Below are 16,688 nucleotides of genomic sequence, written 5' to 3' on the forward strand. Positions count from 1 at the left end.
GTTCTCCTCGGAGCAGCGTACGACAGGACGATCTACATCGACATAGCCATCGTTTACGCCCTGCTGAGCTACATAGGGACGCTCGCCATAGCGCGCTACCTCCAGGGGGGATTGGCGTGAACTGGGTGAGCTATCTCATCTACGCCTTCTTGGCGATAAGCCTGACCTTCAACACCCTAGGGAGCATCGCCCTGCACCGCTTTCCCGACGTCTACACGAGACTTCACGGTGCGACGAAGTGCACCACTTTCGGAACGATATTCGCCGTCTTGGCGGTCTTCACCCACGCCCTTTACAGGCTTCACGTCACGGGCGATCCAAAGTACCTTCAGATGAGCCTCCACAGCATTGTCGCGCTGATAGCCCTACTCCTGACGAACCCGACAGGTGCGCACGCGATAGCCAAAGCTGCCCACCTGAGCGGTTACAAGCCGGCAAAGGCCGTCATAGACGCCTACGAGGAGAAGCTCGGGGGTGAGAATGCATGAACGCCCTCACGATAGACATGGCAATCCAGGCCATCGTCCTGCTGGGAGTGCTCATCACGGCCTATCTCACGATTCGCTTCAGGGATCTGCTTGCGGCGGCTTTGATGTCCGCGGGGATGAGCCTGCTCCTCAGCCTTGAGTTCTACACCCTCCACGCACCGGACGTTGCCATAGCCGAAGCGGCGGTCGGAGCGGGTGTCGTGACTGCGCTTGTGGTTTACGGAATAGCGAAGACCGAGAGGTGGGAGGTGGAAGGATGAAGAAGACGATAGCCTACCTCTCACTGCTCTTCATCCTTGGCGTGCTCCTCTACGTGGCTAATCCCAACTACGGCCTCAAGTTCGGGCCGGGGGGGAAGGAGTGGCTCTTGTTGAGGTACACCGACAACTACTACATCACCCACGGACTAAAAGAGGTCGGCGGTGCGAACATAGTGACGGACATAGTGTTTGATTACAGGGGCTACGATACCCTCGGAGAGGCGACCGTTCTCTTCACTGCCATCGCTGGAGCCGTAGCGCTTCTCAGACCCTGGAGGAGGGATGAGAGGTGAACTGCATTGGGGATGACATGGGAGTGATAGTGAGAACCGCCGCGAGGGCCACGATACCCCTCATAGGCATCTTCGGCTCTTACATAGTTGCACACGGTCACCTGACCCCGGGAGGCGGCTTCCAGGGCGGGGCAACAATAGCCGGGGCCGGAATACTCTTCCTGCTGGCCTTCGGGCTTAAGGAGATGAAGAGGCACTTCAACAAGAACCTCTACTCAGCCCTTGAGGGGATAGGAGGCTTAGCCTTTCTCGGCGCGGCGATGCTCGGAATCGGCGTTGCCTTCTTCTACAACACGCTCTGGCACAACGGGCCCTTCTTCAACGGAAAACCAGGGACGCTCCTTTCAGCGGGCTACCTTCCGATAATGAACCTAGCGGTCGGGCTGAAGGTCTTCACAGGCCTTGTCAGCGCGATGGCCGGCTTAGCGCTCTACAGGAGGTGGAGGGAATGATACAGTTCCAGTTCATAACGGCCTTCCTGCTCATAGTCCTCGGCATCTACGCCTTCCTCGCAAAGAACAACCTGCTCAAGCTGATCCTTGCTCTGGACATCATAGACTCGGGCATCCACCTGCTCCTCATAAGCCTCGGCTACCGTATAGAGCTCAACGAAATCCCGACGGCGCCAATCTACACCGGCTACGAGACGCTGAAGAGCCCGATGGTCGGTCCGCTTCCACAGGCCCTCGTCCTGACGAGCATAGTCATCGGCGTCTGTGTTTTGGCCCTTGCGATAGCCCTGACCGTTAACGCCTACCGCCACTACGGAACCCTTGACGTGAGGGCTTTAAGGAGGTTGAGGGGATGAGCGCGGAGATACTTCCCTACCTCATAATCATCCCGCTCTTCGGAGCGTTCTCGATGCCGATAGTGAGCTTAGCGGGAAGAAAGGCGAGGGAAGCCTGGGCCGTCCTGATAAGCGGTGCAACGCTCGCGGTAGGCTCGTGGGTCTTCTACTGGGTCTACGAGAACGGGACGATACTCTACACCCTCGGTGCAAAAAGCCCGCTCGGCCAGGGCGTTGGCTTCCCGATAAGGATAGTCTGGGAGGTAGACCTCTTCGGCGCTCTAATGGTGCTGATGGTTACCTTCGTCTCCTTCATGGCGGTAATCTACTCCCTCGGCTACATGAGGCATGACACCGGGCTGGACAAGTACTACACGCTCATAATCATCCTAGAGCTCGGAATGCTGGGCATAGCGATAACCGGCGACCTCTTCAACTTCTACGTCTTCCTTGAGATAATGAGCATAGCCAGCTACGCCCTCGTTGCCTTCAGGAACGACACGTGGGAGGGCATTGAAGCGGGCATAAAGTACATGTTCGTCGGCTCGATAGCGAGCTCCCTGATTCTGCTCGGCATAGCGCTACTCTATGGCGAATACGGGACTTTAACAATGGGTTATCTCGCCATAAAGCTCTCCCAGAACGCAACCGTCGTTGGAAAGGTCGCGCTAGCGCTCTTCATCTCGGGACTTCTCTTCAAGAGCGGTGCTTCCCCGGTTCACATGTGGCTCGCCGATGCCCATCCAGCGGCGCCAAGCTCGATTTCGGCTATGCTTTCTGGTCTGGTCATCAAGATAGGGGGAATCTACGCCTTAGCGAGGATAGCCTTCAGCATCTACGGGGCGAGCGTAAGCGTGAAGACCGTCGGGTGGCTCATAATACTCTTCGCCTGCATCACCCTAATCGTCGGCAACGCGATGGCGGTAATCCAGACCGACATGAAGAGACTTTTAGCCTACTCCTCGGTCGGGCAGATAGGCTACATCCTCCTCGGAATTGGTATCGGCTTAGCGGCCTACGGAAGCCAGACCGGCGAGATAGCCTTAGCTGGAGCGATCTACCACACCTTCAACCACGCGCTCATGAAGGGCCTGCTCTTCCTCATTGCTGGAGCGGTTATACATCAGCTCGGAACGAGGGATTTGAACGAGCTGAGTGGTTTAGCTAAGACGATGCCGAAAACAACGTTCGCATTCCTCATTGGAGCTGCTGCAATAATAGGAATGCCACCGCTGAACGGCTTCGCGAGCAAGTGGCTCATCTACGAGAGCTCGGCCATCTTCAATCCAGTCCTGGGCGCGATAGCGATAATAGGGACTGCCTTCTGTACAGCAGCATACGTCAGGGTTCTTTACACCTTCTTCGGAAGGCCGAGCGAAAAGGTCATGGAGGCTAAAGACCCGGAAAAGAGCATGCTCTGGCCGATGATCATCTTAACCGCGGCAATAATCGTCATGGGCCTCTTCCCGTGGCAGATAAGCGACAAGATCATGATTCCAGCTGCGAAGGCTCTCGAAAATCAGCTGGCTTACATAGCGACGCTCATGGGAGGTGGTTGATGTGTTCGGCTACTGGGATGCCCTCTACTTCGTCTTCGTCTTCATCATCGGCCTCATCTTAGCTTACCTCCTCGACCAGTGGGCGAAGAGGAGCGGTATGGGGACGAGGAAAACCGGGCCCGGAACGAAGATATTTATAAGCGCCGAGGATCCAGATAAGGTCATCCCGGGCTTCGAGCACTTAGAGGGCCACTACACTGGACGGAACGTCATGTGGGGCTTAACTTACGCCCTCAAGAACTTCTTCACAGCTCTCAGGAGGGAGCACACCGGTTTACTAACCGACTACGCTAGCTACCTCGTGATAACGACGGCCTTCGTCATGGGAGTTCTCCTAATCTGGGGGTGAACATAGATGAGGCAGAACTATGAGGTTTGCTATCACTTCCCGCCCGAAAGGCGGATCAAACGCGCGAACAGTGAAAACAGAGCCAGTAGAAGTTACCCCAACTGGGGAATAGGCCGTTTTATGCATGAAAATGCTTTTCCACGATCCGTCAAGGACGTTCGAACGATAGTGAGAACGGCGCTTGCGCAAGCAAGGGCTCATATGGGGCTGAGGAGGTGAGAGAGTGAGCATCAAGGTTCCAGTCGAGGGGAAGAAGGAAAACCGGAGCGAGCGCGAGAGGCTTGAGAGGAGAATAGCCCAGCTCTGCAGGTTCATAGGGAAATCACCATGGGTATTTCACATCAACAGCGGTTCCTGCAACGGCTGCGACATAGAGATAATAGCGGCGCTAACACCGCGCTACGACGCCGAGCGCTTCGGCGTAAAGCTCGTCGGCAGTCCGAGGCACGCTGATATACTTCTCGTCACCGGCCCCGTAACCAACCAGAGCCTTGAGAGGGTTAAGCTGGCCTACGAGCAGACACCGGAGCCCAAGATGGTTATAGCCGTTGGGGCGTGCCCGACCGGTGGTGGAGTCTTCTACGAGAGTCCTTTCACCAACGCACCCCTCGACAGGGTTATTCCCGTAGACGTTTACGTCCCGGGCTGTCCGCCGAGGCCCGAGGCGATACTCCAGGGGGTCGTTTTGGCACTGGAGAAGCTGGCTAAAATCCTGAAAGGAAAAATCCCGGAGGTGAGTGAAGAATGAATGATAATCCCGCTAGCGAGGCAAACGAGGTTAAAGAGCCTACCAAGGCCGAAAAGGTCGCGAAGGCAATAGCTGACCGCTTCCCCGAGGCGGAAGTTCAAGTAAAGACCAACAGATGGGGGCGCGAGAGGGTCTGGGTTAGAGTTCCGAGGGAGAAGTACAGAGAGCTGATGGGATTCATAAAAGCGCTCGATAGAGAAGCACACTACTCGATAGGAATCGAGCAGGACTGGGGGGACGAGCTGGGCTTCCTCAGCCACCTCGTGATCCACTACGACGATGCTCCGGCGGTTTCCCTGATAGTTGACGTCCACGCGCCGAAGGACGACCCGGTAATTCCCGATGTGAGCGACATATTTCCCATAGCGCTCCAGTTCGAGAGGGAAGGCATGGAGATGGTCGGCATAGACTTTGAGGGCGCTCCCGACAAGAGGAGGCTCTTTTTACCGGACGACTTCCCAGAGGGGATCTACCCGCTCCGCCTCGACGACAAGGGCGTTCCGGATGAGATGGTCAAGAACGCTGGTCATCCATACTATCTAAAGGGAGGGAAGAAAGCATGACCGATAAGGTCGAGTACTGGGTGAAGATACCCTTCGGGCCGATTCATCCCGGTTTAGAAGAGCCTGAGAAGTTCATACTCACCTTAGACGGCGAGAGAATAGTTGACGTTGACGTGAAGCTCGGCTACAACCTGCGCGGAATCCAGTGGATAGCCCTCAGGAGGAACTACATCCAGATAATGTACTTAGCGGAGAGAATGTGCGGGATATGCTCCTTTTCGCACAACCACACCTACACGAGGGCCGTCGAGGAAGCCGGGGGCATCGAAGTCCCGGAGAGGGCCGAGTACATACGCGTCATCATCGGCGAGCTGGAGAGGATTCACTCCCACCTGCTCAACCTCGGCGTTTTAGCACACGACATAGGCTACGACACGTTGCTCCACCTCACCTGGCTGGCGAGGGAGAAAGTCATGGACACGCTTGAGGCCGTCAGCGGGAACCGCGTGAACTACTCCATGGTGACCATTGGGGGCGTGAGAAGGGACATAGACGAGAAGAAGAGGCGGATAATCCTCGACATGATCAAATACTACCGCGAGGTCTTCCCGCAGATTGAGGAAGCCTTCCTCCACGACCCGACGATAGAGGCCCGTTTCAGGGATACCGCGGTGATAAGCAAGAGGGTTGCCCTTGAGCAGGGTGCGGTCGGTCCAACGGGAAGGGGGAGTGGAATAAGGGACGATGCGCGCTGGAGCGAAAGGCTGGGTGTTTACCCGGACCTCGGGATAAAGCCCGTAATGCCTCAGGACGTTACCGGCGAGAGGCCGAGGGGAGACGTCTTCGACAGGATGGCGGTCAGGATAGGGGAGCTGTGGGAGAGCTTGGAACTCATCGAGAGGGCTCTCGATCAGATGCCAGAGGGAAAGATAAAGGCCTTCCCGAAGGACAACGTCCTCTACGCGAAGCTCCGCCTTATGGTTGACGGGGAGGGAATAGGGAGGTACGAGGCTCCCAGAGGAGAGCTCGTCCACTACGTCCGCGGGAAGAAGGGGAGCGACAAACCGCTCCGCTGGAAGCCGAGAGAACCTACGTTCCCGAACCTCTTCGCTGTGGCGAAGGGAGTCATAGGCGACCAGGTGGCCGATTTTGTCGTTGCTGTTGCCTCAATAGACCCGTGCCTGAGCTGTACAGACAGGGTTGCAGTGATACAGGACGGTAAGAGGAAGATACTGACCGAGAAAGACCTCCTAAAGGCCTCGATAAAGAAGACGCGCAAGATAAACCCCGATATCAAGGGAGACCCGACTCCAGTGGGGTCGAGCTGTTCGAGGTGAGGAAAATGGACGCCGTTACCGGGCTGGTTTACCCCGCTGTTGGACTGCTCGGCCTCTACGCCTTCGTCTCACTGGCTTCACTAATCTGGGAGGGGATAGACCGGAAGCTGGTCGCGAGGATGCAGAGGCGCATTGGGCCACCCATACTGCAGCCGCTCTACGACTTCCTCAAGCTGGCAAGCAAGGAGACGATAATCCCGAGCACGGCGAACTACATGTTCAGAGCAGCTCCGGTTTTAGCTTTAGCCACCGCCATAGCGCTCCTAGCTTACACTCCGATTGGCTTCACGCCAATCTTGGCCAGCAAGGGCGACGTGATAGTCTTCATCTACCTGCTAACGCTGATCAGCTTCTTCAAGATAGTCGGTGCCATAAGCTCCGGCAATCCCTACGCGAAGATAGGAGCGGCTAGAGAAGCGACGATAATGGTGTCGAGGGAACCAGCGATGATGCTGGCGATCTTCACGATAATGTGGCGCATAGGAAAGCTCGGCGTTCCGAAGCCCTTCAGCATGGGGGTCTTTTACGTCCACAACATCTGGGAGATAGGAACTCCAATGAGCTTCGTTGGGGCGGTAATACTCCTCTACGTCTTCACCGTCTGGCTGGCGAGCGAGATAGAGGTCGGGTTCTTCAACATACCCGATGCGGAGGAGGAGATAGCCGAGGGGCTTTTAGTTGAGTACAGCGGGAGGTACTTGGCGTTGCTCAAGCTGACGAACGCCATGAAGGCCTTCATCTCGGCCTCGCTGGTCGTGGCGATATTCTTCCCCTGGGGGATTTCGGGCTACTTCAACCTCACCGGTCTCTCGGCAAACGTTGCAGACCTGCTCTTCCACACGCTGAAGGTCTTTGCCCTGCTCTTCGTCGTCCAGAGCGTCTTTAGAGCGGTAACCGGAAGGCTGAAGATAACGCAGGCGGTCGACTTCCTCTGGAAGAACGTCTTCCTTGCTTCCCTCGTCGGCTCGCTCCTCATAGCTATGGAGGTGATAATGTGAGGGCACCTCCGCTTGTTCCAACAGTCCTCAGGAACCTCCTCAGGAAACCAGCGACCAACCCCTTCCCGAAGACGGAGCCGGTTCCTATTCCTGACGACTTCAGGGGGATGATAGCCTACAACGTGGACAAGTGCGTCGGATGCAGGATGTGCGTCAACGTCTGTCCCGCTGGAGTCTTCGTGTACTTACCGGAGATAAGGAAAGTGGCCCTCTGGACGGCGAGATGCGTCTACTGTGGCCAGTGCGTTGACGTCTGTCCTACCGGAGCGCTTCAGATGAGCAGGGACTTTCTCTTAGCGAACTACGACAACAAAGCAGACCGCTTCATACCTCTGAAGCCCGAGAAAGTCGAGGAGCTGAGGAAGAAGGCGGAGGAAGCCAAGAAGGCCAAGGCGGAGAAGAAAGGGGCCAAAAAGTAGTCAGAGGAAGCCCTCTTTCATTATCTCCTCCTCTATCTTCTTGACGTCAACCCCCATAAGCTCAGCCTCGCCGCGGAGCCTCTGGTAGTGGGCCCACTCAACGTTTGCTATGAACTTGTAAAGCTCTCTTGCCTCCCTGTTTTCTGTTATTGAAGCTAAGTGCTCATAGAGCTTTTTGGCGACAAGCTCGGTCTCCATGGCTATCTTGAAGACGAACTCAAGGTTTGAGGGGTCTCCGAGAGCCCTCGCGAGGCTGAGGGCCTCTATGTAGGGGAGGTTAACTTTTTTCGGCTCCTCGCCGTAGGTCTTTACGTAGAGCCTCCTGAGTCCATCGCCGTGCTCCTCCGATTCCTTGGCGAGCTTTCTGAAGGTGGAGATAAGCCCGGGTGGAAGTCTGAGTTCTTCCGCCTTCTTTGCCAGCTCCCAGTATATCCTCGCCTCCTCGTACTCACCAAAGGTCCAGTAGGCCAAGATACCCCTCTCAGAGAGGGAAAGGAGCACGTCCCTAAACTGCTTCAGGGTATCCTCAAGGCCCTCCATCCCTACTCCTCCAGCCCGAGGGACTTCCAGAGTGAAGCCAAAGCCTCGTAGTGACCCTTCTCTATCTCCGCAAGGCGGAGGTAGGTTTCCCTGAGCCTCTCGTTGCTGCATTCCTCTGCGAGCTTCCTGTATATCGTCTCCGCCAGCTTCTCGCTCTCCATGGCATTTCTGAGGACATCGTTTATGTCCTCAACCTTCCAGAACTTGCCGAGGATGTTTAACGCTTCAACGTTTGGGACGTTAACCTCAACGAGCTCTTCTCCATGCTCTTCGCGGTATATCTTGAAAAGCTCGTCGCCGTGCCTCTTGGACTCGTCGCCGAGCCTTTTGAAGGTCTCCACGACGTTCTCGGGAAGGCCGAGCTCCTTAGCGCGCTCGGCAAGCTTCCAGTAGGTCTCGGCCTCCTCGTATTCGCCCTTAATCCAGTAGCTGAGGAGTTCGCGCTCGTTCAGCTTCCTTATCTCGTTCAAAATCTCAACAACCATTTCAACCACCCAGCTTTTCATACTCCCCCTTAAGGATTTCATAATGGGTCTTCTCAACGTTCGCCAGCTTGAGGTAGAGCTCCTTTAGTTTCGGATCCTCAACCTTCTCGGCAAGGGTCTTGTAGGCGTTCATCGCTATGAGCTCGCTCTCCATGGCAGTTCTCAGGACTTCCTCGGTCTGATCAGCCCTCTCGAACTTTTCGAGGACGGAGAGGACCTCTATCGGCGGTATATCGCTCTCAGGTTCCTTGGAATAGCTCTCCCTGAAGAGCCTCGTCAGTTCTCCTGCATGCCTCTCGGAATCCTTTGAAAGCTTTTCAAAGGCCTCGACAAGGCTTTCAGGAAGGCCGAGGTTTCTGGCGCGTTCCGCAAGCTGACGGTAGAACTCGGCCTCTTCCCTTTCGCTCTTTATCCAGTAAGCTAAAGCCTCCTCGTAGGATAACTTTGAGAGCATTTCAATGACCTCTTCAACGTCGAGCATTTTCATCCCAAGACTGAATGGGCAAACCACTAATTAAACTTTGGGTCAGAGGACGAGCCAGAGTGTTATGAACATCAGGATGTAAGCTAAGACGCTCAGAATTGCGTGGAGCTTTATCCAGAGGCTCCTCCTGGGGGAGAGCAGTATCATCGCACCGCTCAGGACTGAGAGGGTTATGAAGGCGAAGGTCAGGTAGCCGAAGGTGTTGTGGTCGAGGCTAACCACTTGGAACACCCACCGGGAAGATGTAAAGCGGACTTCCAAGTGTGCCAAGTATCTCGGCAACCCGCTCATCGTCGAAGGCCCCAACTGCAACAGTTCCCAGTCCCAGGGAAGTCGCCTCAAGGTAGATGTTCTCACCTATGTGACCCGCCTCCATGTGGACGTACCTGATTCCCCGCTCTCCATAGACCCTAGTGGTTCTCTCGTAGAAGGCGACGAGGACTATATCCAGCGGGGCTTCGCCTACCCACTCCTGGTTCAGAGAGGCTTTCTGAAGTTCCCGTCTGAAGTCGCCCTTCCGGAGCTCGATGAGGGCATGCCTGAAGGGGTCGTAGCGGTATATCCCCGGGGACAGCCCCCTGACGTTCCCGACGACAGCGTATATCTCGAAGGGGTAGGTAGGGCCGGCGCTCGGGGCCGAGCGGTACTTCCTCTTCCAGTCGGTTATCCCCTGAGCTGCCCAGAGCAACTGGGAGAGCTCCTCCAGGGTTAGTGGCTCGTCGCGGTAGGAGCGTATGCTCCTCCTCTTGGCTATAGCCTCCTCGACGCTCATTCCGCCGGTGAGCCTCGGCTCTGGAAGGGGTACGATTCCCTCACCCTGGCCCGCCTGCGGGGTGCTCCTAAGGTGGGGCTTGATGATGAGCAGGGCCGGGAAGACAATGGACAGGACGATGGCGAGCAGGGCAACATGCCTCAGCCTCATGTTAAAACGTTGGGTGAATTCCTATTTATACCCCTCGGACTAATCCTCGACTTTGAAGCGGAGGAGCTCGCCCCTCCTGAGAAGGCCAACGCCAGCCTTCTTTCCGAGGACTTCAACAACCACAGTCCAGTCGGGGTCGCTAAGGTTAACCGGCAGACCGAAGCGCTCAACGAGAAGGGAGCCGAGCCTGATTTCAAGCTCCCTCTCCTTCAGCTTCCTGTTCCCCCTCACCTTTGCCCTGACCGCGAAGCTACCGTTGATAGCCCGGGCGAGCCTCAAAACTGTATCTTCAATTGCCTCCCATTTGGCTGGAACGAGCTCATCGAGGGGGACAACCCTCTGTATCGCCTGGGTCTCGAACTTTCTGAGCCTTTCGAGGGCTTCCTCCTTTCCGAGTGGCGTTTCAGCCAGAAGGACACCTCTCCAGTCCGTTCCCTTCACCTTAACCCTGCCAATGGCCCACTCAAGTTCGAGGATTGCGTCCCCCTCCCTGCCCTGCGGGGCCGTTACTAGGAGAATCATTTCCGCTCACCGATGAACAGGTTTTTATATTGAAAGCCCTTTAAAACATTCGGTGGGTGAAATGGAAGGCCTTAAGCTTTACCCTGCACAGTCCTACGAGGTGTACGGCCTCTCAAAGAATCCCTTCGAACAGCTGGCAAGCGAGGGGATAAGCGACGTCGAGAGCATTCACGTTTACCAGGAGGTCGACATGCGCCTCCAGATGATAATCTCCGAGGTTATCGGGAATAGAAGCTCGATAGCGCTGAGCATAGTAGGCCCCCTCGGGATGGGAAAAACCCAGAGGCTCAAGACGATAGCGAAGGCGATCAACGAGAAGGGCGGGAAGGCGATATACGTAAAGGTTGACACCAACGACATCCTCAAGCTCACGCGCGACATCTTCTACGCCCTCAAGCCCCCGAAGAGCAGGACGAACATCTTCCTTGAGAACCTCTCAAGAAAGCTCGGCTTCATAGACCGCCTTGAAAAAATGCTGACGGACACAAGGGAATACAAGAGCAGGGACATAGCGGAACTCCTCGTTGAGCAGATGAAGAAGTACCCCTACTGCGCCCTCCTGCTCGACGAGCTGGAGAACATGAACTCCGCGAGGGAACACGAGAAGATACAGTTCTTCGAGATGCTGAGGCACTTCATAAGCACCATGCCCCCGGGCTGTATAGTGGCTTTCGCCTGCATTCCCGAAGCTTATGAGGAGTACACGAAAATCTTTCCGGCATTCTTCATGCGCCTCCACTACGAGTTCAGGCTGAGGCCGATGAGTCTCGATGAGGTCTTTGAGCTCGTCAAGAAAAGGCTCAATAAAGTCAGGATCAGGGACACAGACGACCCGATTTACCCCTTCACCGAGGAGGCCATAAGGCTGATTCACCAGCTCGGAAAGGGGAACCCGAGGCAGATTTTAAGGCTCCTTCACTACGTACTGAGCGAGTCTGCAAAGCACAAGTTCGACCCGATAGACGACTACGTTGTCACGACCATCCTTGAGGAGCCAAAGAGCCTTGAAGAGTACCTGACGAGGATTCCAAAGGACTACAAGGACTTGGTGGAGGCCATAGTCTTCGAGTTCAACGGCGGACCGGTGAGCTACATACAGGTCGCCAAAACCGTCAAGAAACCCGGAATACAGGTCTACGAGAACCTCAACGAGCTCGTGAGGCTCGGCTTCCTGATAGGGGACATGAAGGGGAACTACAAGGTTCCAGACTACGTGAAGAAGTTCATAGAGGAAGGTCAGGCCGAGGAGCTCAGGGGGGAGAGGGTTGCCTAATTACGATGCCCACGTGCTCAGCGGTATAGTCACCTACCCCGTTGCCGTCCTCATAGCCTATCTCCTCAAGCTCTACGCAGGGGTTCCGGTGGAGCTGACGGCCCCGGGAATGGTTATAGGCTACGCCCTCTACGTCCTCGGGAGCGATTTACCCGACATGGATCATCCGAAGGCGCTGATACACAGGGGGACGAAGCCGATAGTGAGCGTTGCAACGGGGAGTGCCGTCTTCATCTGGTCCCAGGGGTTCAGGCTCTCGAAGGAAACCTGGATTAACACGACCCTCCAGTGGACGCTCGGAGCTGTATCTGCGGTGATAGCGTGGTTTGCCTTCACAGCCATAATGCCGAAGCACAGGGGGATAGTCCACTCACTCCTCTTCGCGGGGATATACGCAATCCTGGCTTATGCACTCGTTGACTATGGCCTCAGGATGGGCCTCGGCGTCGGACTCTACTGCGCCCTTTCGGCTTTTCTTGGCTACACCCTTCATCTCCTCCTCGACCGCTCGGTAAAACTCGTCTAATTTTACCCATTTTTGTGCAACAAGCCTTTTAAATAAGCAGGGACAGGAAAGGCAGGAGGTGGGAGAGATGTTCAGCCTTGGCGGCTTTTCACGCGCCGGAGAGTATGAAAAGAAGACCTGGGACGTGCTCATCATTGGAGCGGGGCCGGCAGGCTTTACGGCTGCAATCTACGCCGCCCGCTTCGGCCTTGAGACGCTGATCATAAGCAAGGACCTCGGAGGAAACATGGCGTTAACTGACCTCATAGAGAACTACCCGGGCTTTCCAGAGGGAATCAGCGGTTCAGAGCTGACCAAGAGGATGCACGAGCACGTGAAAAAACTGGGCGTGGACATAGTCTTCGACGAGGTCGAGAGGATTGACCCGATAGAGTGTGCCTACTACGAGGGCCCGTGCAAGTTCGGGGTCAAGACGAAGAACGGCAAGCTCTACAAGGGGCGGACGATAATCATAGCAGTCGGAGCAGCACCGAGGAAGCTCAAGGTCCCCGGTGAAGAGGAGTTCACGGGTAAGGGCGTCTCCTACTGCGCCACCTGTGACGGGCCCCTCTTCAAGGGCAAGAAGGTCATTGTCGTCGGCGGTGGAAACACGGCTTTACAGGAGGCACTCTACCTCAAAAGCATTGGCGTTGACGTAACCCTCGTCCACAGGAGAAAGCAGTTCAGGGCGGACAAGATACTCCAGGATCGCTTTAAGGAGAGCGGAATCCCGGCGATACTCGATACTGTGGTGACCGAAATCAAGGGTACCAACAAGGTCGAGGCCGTAAGGCTGAAGAACCGCGTAACGGGCGAGGAGTGGGAGATGCCGGTTGACGGCGTCTTCATATTCATCGGCTACGAGCCAAAGACAGATTTCGTCAAACACCTCGGCATAACCGACGAGTTTGGCTACATCCCGGTGGACATGCACATGCGCACGAAAGTTCCGGGCATCTTTGCTGCCGGAGACATAACCAACGTCTTCAAGCAGATAGCGGTGGCTGTGGGCCAGGGAGCCATAGCTGCAAACTCGGCCAAGGAGTTCCTTGAGGAGTGGAAGGAGAAGAACGGGGAGTGACTCTCCTTTAACCCTTTTCCAACCCCAATGCCCTCAGGGCCCTCTCGTAGTCGCCCCTGGAATAGAGAACCAGATAGACCCTCTCAACGCTTTTCGCTTCCTCCTTAAACTCCTCCACGACTTCCAGAAAAGTTTTGACGACCTCTTCAAGGGGACAGCCGTATATACCAGCGCTTATCGCTGGAAAAGCTATGCTCTTAACCCCCAGCTCCTCCGCCTTCCTTAGGGCACCGAGGATGGATTTTTTGAGCTTCTCCTTCTTTTCCCCATCCCAGACGCCACCGCAGTAGGGCCCAACAGTGTGGATAACGTACCTGATTCCGTGCTTTTCGAGCCTTAGGGCTGGAGTTACTACAACCTCTCCGTGCTCTATCCAGTCCTTTCCGAGCTGTTCGCGCATCGCCTCCTTGCTAATCCTGATGTATTCCCTCGCGTTTCCAGTTGCCGCCTTCGCTATGGCGTAGGCGACTCCCCCGCCGTGCTCTAAATAGCGGTTCGCGGCGTTGACTATGGCCTCCGCCGGAAAGCGGGTTATGTCCCCCATAACCACCTCGAACTCCATACCACCACCGGAGAAAGTTGGAGGGAAAGAATTTAACGCTAACTCAGCCTCTCTATGGCCCTTTCTGCCTCGTCGATGACCTTCTCCTCGTCGAGGGTCAGGACTTCCCTGTCGAGCATCAGGATTTTGCCATCCACTATCGTCGTCTCCACGTCGTTGCCGTTGGCGGAGTAAACGAGGTGGCTTATCACGTTGTTTATCGGCCTCAGGTGGGGCTGGTTGAAGTTGATTATGGCGATGTCAGCGAGGTAGCCTTCCTTTATGACCCCGGCGTTGAGGCGCAGGGCCTTGGCCCCGTTGACGGTCGCCATCCTGAAGACTGTCTTCGCATCCGCCACAGTGGGGTCGAGGTTGTGAACCTTGTGGAGAAGGGCAGCGAGCTTCATCTCCTCAAGCATGTCGAGGTTGTTGTTGCTTGCAGCTCCGTCCGTTCCGAGGCCGACGTTGATTCCCGCGTTGAGGAGCCTTTCAAGGGGCATGACACCGCTCGCTAACTTCATGTTTGAACCCGGGTTGTGGGCAACGGTGACGCCGTTCCTCGCGAGTATCTGTACCTCCCTGCTGTCAAGCCAGACGCCGTGGGCTATGATGACATCGCTCCCGAGGAAGCCTATTCCATCGAGCAAAACGACCGGGCTCTTGCCGTAGCGCTCCTGTATCTTCCCGAGTTCGGCCATCGTTTCGCTCACGTGAATCGTTATCAGCTTGCCCCTCTCACTGGCGAGCCTTCTGACCTCCCTCAGCAGAGCTATCGAGCAGGTGTAAGGGGCATGGGGCCCAAAGACGAAGTGAACCCTTGGAGAGTTCAGCCCTTCGATTGCCTCCATCTCGCGGAGGGCCTCTTTAATCTCCTTCTCCGTCCTGTCCGGGTCACCGAGGTCTATCATTCCATAGCTGAGGTAGCCCCTAAGTCCGCTCTCAAGAACCGCCTCGGCCACCTTGTCCATGTGAAAGTACATGTCGAGGAAGGTCGTTGTGCCGCTCTTTATCATCTCAAGGGCCCCGAGGTAAGCCCCAACCTTTATCTCCTTCCCGGTCAGCTTCGCTTCCCTCGGCCATATGTGCTTCTCAAGCCACTCCATCAGGGGCAGATCATCCGCCAAGCCCCGGAAAAGGCCCATGGGGGAGTGGGTATGGAGGTTAATGAATCCGGGAGATACCACCCTTCCCGTTGCGTCTATAACCCTATCGGCGGGCTCATTTATACCCTTCCTGACCTCGACTATTCTGTTCCCCTCGATGAGAACATCGGCCCTTACAACCTCAAAGTTCTCGCCGTAAATGACGTACCCGTTCCTGATGAGAATGCTCATCTCAACCACCCCAGTCCCTTTGAAAAGCTGTGTTTCCGGTAGGAGTTAAAAAGGTTTCATCGGACGATGTCATTCAGAGTAGAAGGTAGATGACATAAAACCCGACCAGAAAAGTTACGAAATCGAGAAGAGATTCCCTGAGCATGCTACTTTCTTGTTTTAACATGTACTTCCTCTCGATTCCAGAGGCAATAGAAGCGACAAGGGCTGAAGGAATGAGCATGAACCACCCATAGTCCCAGGCTAGGGCAAGAAAGAATGCCCAAGAGATGTTGATCATGAAAAGAATCCAACGTCCCCCAACACGCCTCTGCATGCTCTCACCTGTTACCCCCAACTCTGAAAATTCTGGCGTAAACTCCCCGTTTTCTCGACCTAAGGAAGGAAGTTAGCTCGTTGTAGAGCTTCCTCTTAACGGTTTCTTCAACGTCAAGCCTCCCGACTGCCATCTTCACAGCGTCTTCTATCTCCTCTTCGCGAGTCCTCTTAGTGTAGAGAGTCAGAAAGGCCGCCAGAACGGCAACACCAATCAGCTCGCCGAAGACAAAGTATTTATCGGGAAGGAGTGCTGTGTAAACGGCCCAGATAGCTATTGCCACGATGTCCATTCCTTTTTTCACTTGAACCACCTCACGATTATCGTGACCCTCCACCATTTAAGAATTACGTTCTACAGTTATAAAATTTGGTGCCGGAGTCGTTTCCAGCGAGAATCGAAAAGAAGGAATCAAATTGGAACCCAGAGGCTCCATGAATAGGGGTCAAACTCGTTGTAGTGGTCCCAGATGTATGCGTAGCCGTTCTCCACGAGCCACTCGTTGACGTTCAAAGCGCAACCGTAGTCCCAGACGGGAATGTAAACAACGGCAACGACCCTCCCGTAGTGGTCAGTTTCGTAAACATCATCCACGTCGAGGTAAACGTACTTTCCGTAGGTGTTGAAGAGCCCCCTCAAAGCCGTCCTGGCTTCCTTTCCCTCCTTGGTGTATATCTCGGGGGCGTTTATGTCGGCGAGGCGTACTTTAAAGGTCTCCCCGGCGCGGTAGCCGTAGTAGGAGTGGAACCAGACGGTGTCGCCGTCAACGACCCTCGTAACGTAGCCGTAAGCCTGGAACTCGTATGCACTGGCAAAGCCCGAGAGCAGGGTTATCGAAACCAGCACCAGAACCAAAAAGCCGGCACCTCTCATCGAGACCACCGTATGCCCTTGAGGCAGGCCCTTAAAAGCTTTACCCACAAAAGTCAAAAATAGGGTAAGTC

27 protein-coding genes are annotated in these 16,688 nt (G+C 55.4%); 16 read left to right on the forward strand and 11 right to left on the reverse strand.

The window, feature by feature from the left end; translation table 11 throughout:
* From MVC73_RS06005 to MVC73_RS06065, 13 genes are all read left to right on the forward strand, one after another.
* On the forward strand, window positions 1-120 hold a 120-nt coding region (locus tag MVC73_RS06005), incomplete at its 5' end, for a monovalent cation/H+ antiporter complex subunit F (RefSeq protein WP_297508391.1).
* Window positions 117-488: a monovalent cation/H(+) antiporter subunit G gene (gene mnhG / locus MVC73_RS06010; protein ID WP_297508307.1), complete on the forward strand. Its 372-nt coding sequence runs from the start codon at window positions 117-119 to the stop codon at window positions 486-488. The genes MVC73_RS06005 and mnhG, both read left to right, overlap by 4 nt.
* Window positions 485-748, forward strand: coding sequence for a DUF4040 domain-containing protein (locus tag MVC73_RS06015; RefSeq protein WP_297508310.1), 264 nt, complete (start codon window positions 485-487; stop codon window positions 746-748). Before mnhG ends, MVC73_RS06015 begins: the two co-directional genes overlap by 4 nt.
* A complete protein-coding gene (gene mbhE, locus MVC73_RS06020) occupies window positions 745-1,041 on the forward strand; it encodes a hydrogen gas-evolving membrane-bound hydrogenase subunit E (RefSeq protein WP_297508313.1) in 297 nt (98 codons plus the stop codon). The genes MVC73_RS06015 and mbhE overlap by 4 nt, the downstream gene beginning before the upstream one ends.
* A 5-nt stretch (window positions 1,042-1,046) precedes the next feature.
* Window positions 1,047-1,493 (forward strand): Na(+)/H(+) antiporter subunit B, encoded by a 447-nt coding sequence (locus MVC73_RS06025; protein ID WP_297508394.1) that lies wholly within the window; start codon window positions 1,047-1,049, stop codon window positions 1,491-1,493.
* Complete coding sequence (locus MVC73_RS06030) at window positions 1,490-1,849, forward strand: NADH-quinone oxidoreductase subunit K (protein ID WP_297508315.1); 360 nt, start codon at window positions 1,490-1,492, stop codon at window positions 1,847-1,849. The genes MVC73_RS06025 and MVC73_RS06030 overlap by 4 nt, the downstream gene beginning before the upstream one ends.
* The gene (locus tag MVC73_RS06035; RefSeq protein WP_297508317.1) at window positions 1,846-3,387 is read left to right on the forward strand and encodes a proton-conducting transporter membrane subunit; all 1,542 of its coding nucleotides are present in this window, start codon (window positions 1,846-1,848) and stop codon (window positions 3,385-3,387) included. Before MVC73_RS06030 ends, MVC73_RS06035 begins: the two co-directional genes overlap by 4 nt.
* A gap of 1 nt (window position 3,388) precedes the next feature.
* Window positions 3,389-3,736 carry a hydrogenase gene (locus MVC73_RS06040; protein ID WP_297508320.1) on the forward strand — a complete coding sequence of 116 codons (348 nt, stop codon included), beginning with the start codon at window positions 3,389-3,391 and terminating at the stop codon, window positions 3,734-3,736.
* A 223-nt stretch (window positions 3,737-3,959) separates the two neighbouring features.
* On the forward strand, window positions 3,960-4,484 hold the full coding sequence (locus MVC73_RS06045; protein ID WP_297508323.1) for an NADH-quinone oxidoreductase subunit B family protein: 525 nt from the start codon (window positions 3,960-3,962) through the stop codon (window positions 4,482-4,484).
* Complete coding sequence (locus MVC73_RS06050) at window positions 4,481-5,047, forward strand: NADH-quinone oxidoreductase subunit C (protein ID WP_297508325.1); 567 nt, start codon at window positions 4,481-4,483, stop codon at window positions 5,045-5,047. Before MVC73_RS06045 ends, MVC73_RS06050 begins: the two co-directional genes overlap by 4 nt.
* Window positions 5,044-6,324 (forward strand): nickel-dependent hydrogenase large subunit, encoded by a 1,281-nt coding sequence (locus MVC73_RS06055; protein ID WP_297508328.1) that lies wholly within the window; start codon window positions 5,044-5,046, stop codon window positions 6,322-6,324. Before MVC73_RS06050 ends, MVC73_RS06055 begins: the two co-directional genes overlap by 4 nt.
* A 5-nt stretch (window positions 6,325-6,329) precedes the next feature.
* Window positions 6,330-7,322, forward strand: a complete 993-nt coding sequence (locus MVC73_RS06060; RefSeq protein ID WP_297508397.1) for a respiratory chain complex I subunit 1 family protein — start codon at window positions 6,330-6,332, stop codon at window positions 7,320-7,322.
* Complete coding sequence (locus MVC73_RS06065) at window positions 7,319-7,741, forward strand: 4Fe-4S binding protein (RefSeq protein WP_297508330.1); 423 nt, start codon at window positions 7,319-7,321, stop codon at window positions 7,739-7,741. Before MVC73_RS06060 ends, MVC73_RS06065 begins: the two co-directional genes overlap by 4 nt.
* On the opposite strand, the gene MVC73_RS06070 is transcribed toward MVC73_RS06065, so the two are convergent.
* From MVC73_RS06070 to MVC73_RS06095, 6 genes are read right to left on the reverse strand one after another with little or no spacing between them, the layout of a single operon-like run.
* Window positions 7,742-8,281: a ferritin family protein gene (locus MVC73_RS06070; RefSeq protein ID WP_297508332.1), complete on the reverse strand. Its 540-nt coding sequence runs from the start codon at window positions 8,279-8,281 to the stop codon at window positions 7,742-7,744.
* Between the two features lie 2 nt (window positions 8,282-8,283).
* The gene (locus tag MVC73_RS06075) at window positions 8,284-8,766 is read right to left on the reverse strand and encodes a ferritin family protein (protein WP_297508400.1); all 483 of its coding nucleotides are present in this window, start codon (window positions 8,764-8,766) and stop codon (window positions 8,284-8,286) included.
* A gap of 1 nt (window position 8,767) precedes the next feature.
* Window positions 8,768-9,247 carry a ferritin family protein gene (locus MVC73_RS06080; RefSeq protein WP_297508402.1) on the reverse strand — a complete coding sequence of 160 codons (480 nt, stop codon included), beginning with the start codon at window positions 9,245-9,247 and terminating at the stop codon, window positions 8,768-8,770.
* A 45-nt stretch (window positions 9,248-9,292) separates the two neighbouring features.
* Window positions 9,293-9,472, reverse strand: coding sequence for a hypothetical protein (locus MVC73_RS06085; protein ID WP_297508333.1), 180 nt, complete (start codon window positions 9,470-9,472; stop codon window positions 9,293-9,295).
* The gene (locus tag MVC73_RS06090) at window positions 9,465-10,172 is read right to left on the reverse strand and encodes a SagB/ThcOx family dehydrogenase (protein ID WP_297508335.1); all 708 of its coding nucleotides are present in this window, start codon (window positions 10,170-10,172) and stop codon (window positions 9,465-9,467) included. Before MVC73_RS06090 ends, MVC73_RS06085 begins: the two co-directional genes overlap by 8 nt.
* Window positions 10,173-10,211: 39 nt before the next feature.
* Window positions 10,212-10,694 carry a THUMP domain-containing protein gene (locus MVC73_RS06095; RefSeq protein ID WP_297508338.1) on the reverse strand — a complete coding sequence of 161 codons (483 nt, stop codon included), beginning with the start codon at window positions 10,692-10,694 and terminating at the stop codon, window positions 10,212-10,214.
* A 61-nt stretch (window positions 10,695-10,755) separates the two neighbouring features.
* Here MVC73_RS06095 and MVC73_RS06100 point away from each other — a divergent pair, with 61 nt between their 5' ends.
* From MVC73_RS06100 to trxB, 3 genes are all read left to right on the forward strand, one after another.
* Window positions 10,756-11,967 (forward strand): ATP-binding protein, encoded by a 1,212-nt coding sequence (locus tag MVC73_RS06100; protein WP_297508405.1) that lies wholly within the window; start codon window positions 10,756-10,758, stop codon window positions 11,965-11,967.
* The gene (locus MVC73_RS06105) at window positions 11,960-12,493 is read left to right on the forward strand and encodes a metal-dependent hydrolase (RefSeq protein WP_297508341.1); all 534 of its coding nucleotides are present in this window, start codon (window positions 11,960-11,962) and stop codon (window positions 12,491-12,493) included. The genes MVC73_RS06100 and MVC73_RS06105 overlap by 8 nt, the downstream gene beginning before the upstream one ends.
* A 67-nt stretch (window positions 12,494-12,560) precedes the next feature.
* A complete protein-coding gene (gene trxB / locus MVC73_RS06110; RefSeq protein WP_297508408.1) occupies window positions 12,561-13,553 on the forward strand; it encodes a thioredoxin-disulfide reductase in 993 nt (330 codons plus the stop codon).
* Window positions 13,554-13,560: 7 nt separating this feature from the next.
* On the opposite strand, the gene MVC73_RS06115 is transcribed toward trxB, so the two are convergent.
* The 5 genes from MVC73_RS06115 to MVC73_RS06135 all read right to left on the reverse strand — a co-directional run bounded on the left by MVC73_RS06115 (window position 13,561) and on the right by MVC73_RS06135 (window position 16,617).
* On the reverse strand, window positions 13,561-14,115 hold the full coding sequence (locus MVC73_RS06115; protein WP_297508344.1) for a [protein ADP-ribosylglutamate] hydrolase: 555 nt from the start codon (window positions 14,113-14,115) through the stop codon (window positions 13,561-13,563).
* Between the two features lie 38 nt (window positions 14,116-14,153).
* Complete coding sequence (locus MVC73_RS06120) at window positions 14,154-15,428, reverse strand: amidohydrolase family protein (protein WP_297508348.1); 1,275 nt, start codon at window positions 15,426-15,428, stop codon at window positions 14,154-14,156.
* 73 nt (window positions 15,429-15,501) lie between these two features.
* On the reverse strand, window positions 15,502-15,744 hold the full coding sequence (locus tag MVC73_RS06125; protein ID WP_297508350.1) for a hypothetical protein: 243 nt from the start codon (window positions 15,742-15,744) through the stop codon (window positions 15,502-15,504).
* Window positions 15,745-15,748: 4 nt separating this feature from the next.
* Window positions 15,749-16,048 carry a hypothetical protein gene (locus MVC73_RS06130; protein WP_297508353.1) on the reverse strand — a complete coding sequence of 100 codons (300 nt, stop codon included), beginning with the start codon at window positions 16,046-16,048 and terminating at the stop codon, window positions 15,749-15,751.
* A 107-nt stretch (window positions 16,049-16,155) separates the two neighbouring features.
* Window positions 16,156-16,617 carry a thermonuclease family protein gene (locus MVC73_RS06135; protein WP_297508410.1) on the reverse strand — a complete coding sequence of 154 codons (462 nt, stop codon included), beginning with the start codon at window positions 16,615-16,617 and terminating at the stop codon, window positions 16,156-16,158.
* Window positions 16,618-16,688: the final 71 nt, after the last annotated feature.

The sequence above is a fragment of the Thermococcus sp. genome (assembly GCF_027052235.1).
Lineage (GTDB): Archaea > Methanobacteriota_B > Thermococci > Thermococcales > Thermococcaceae > Thermococcus.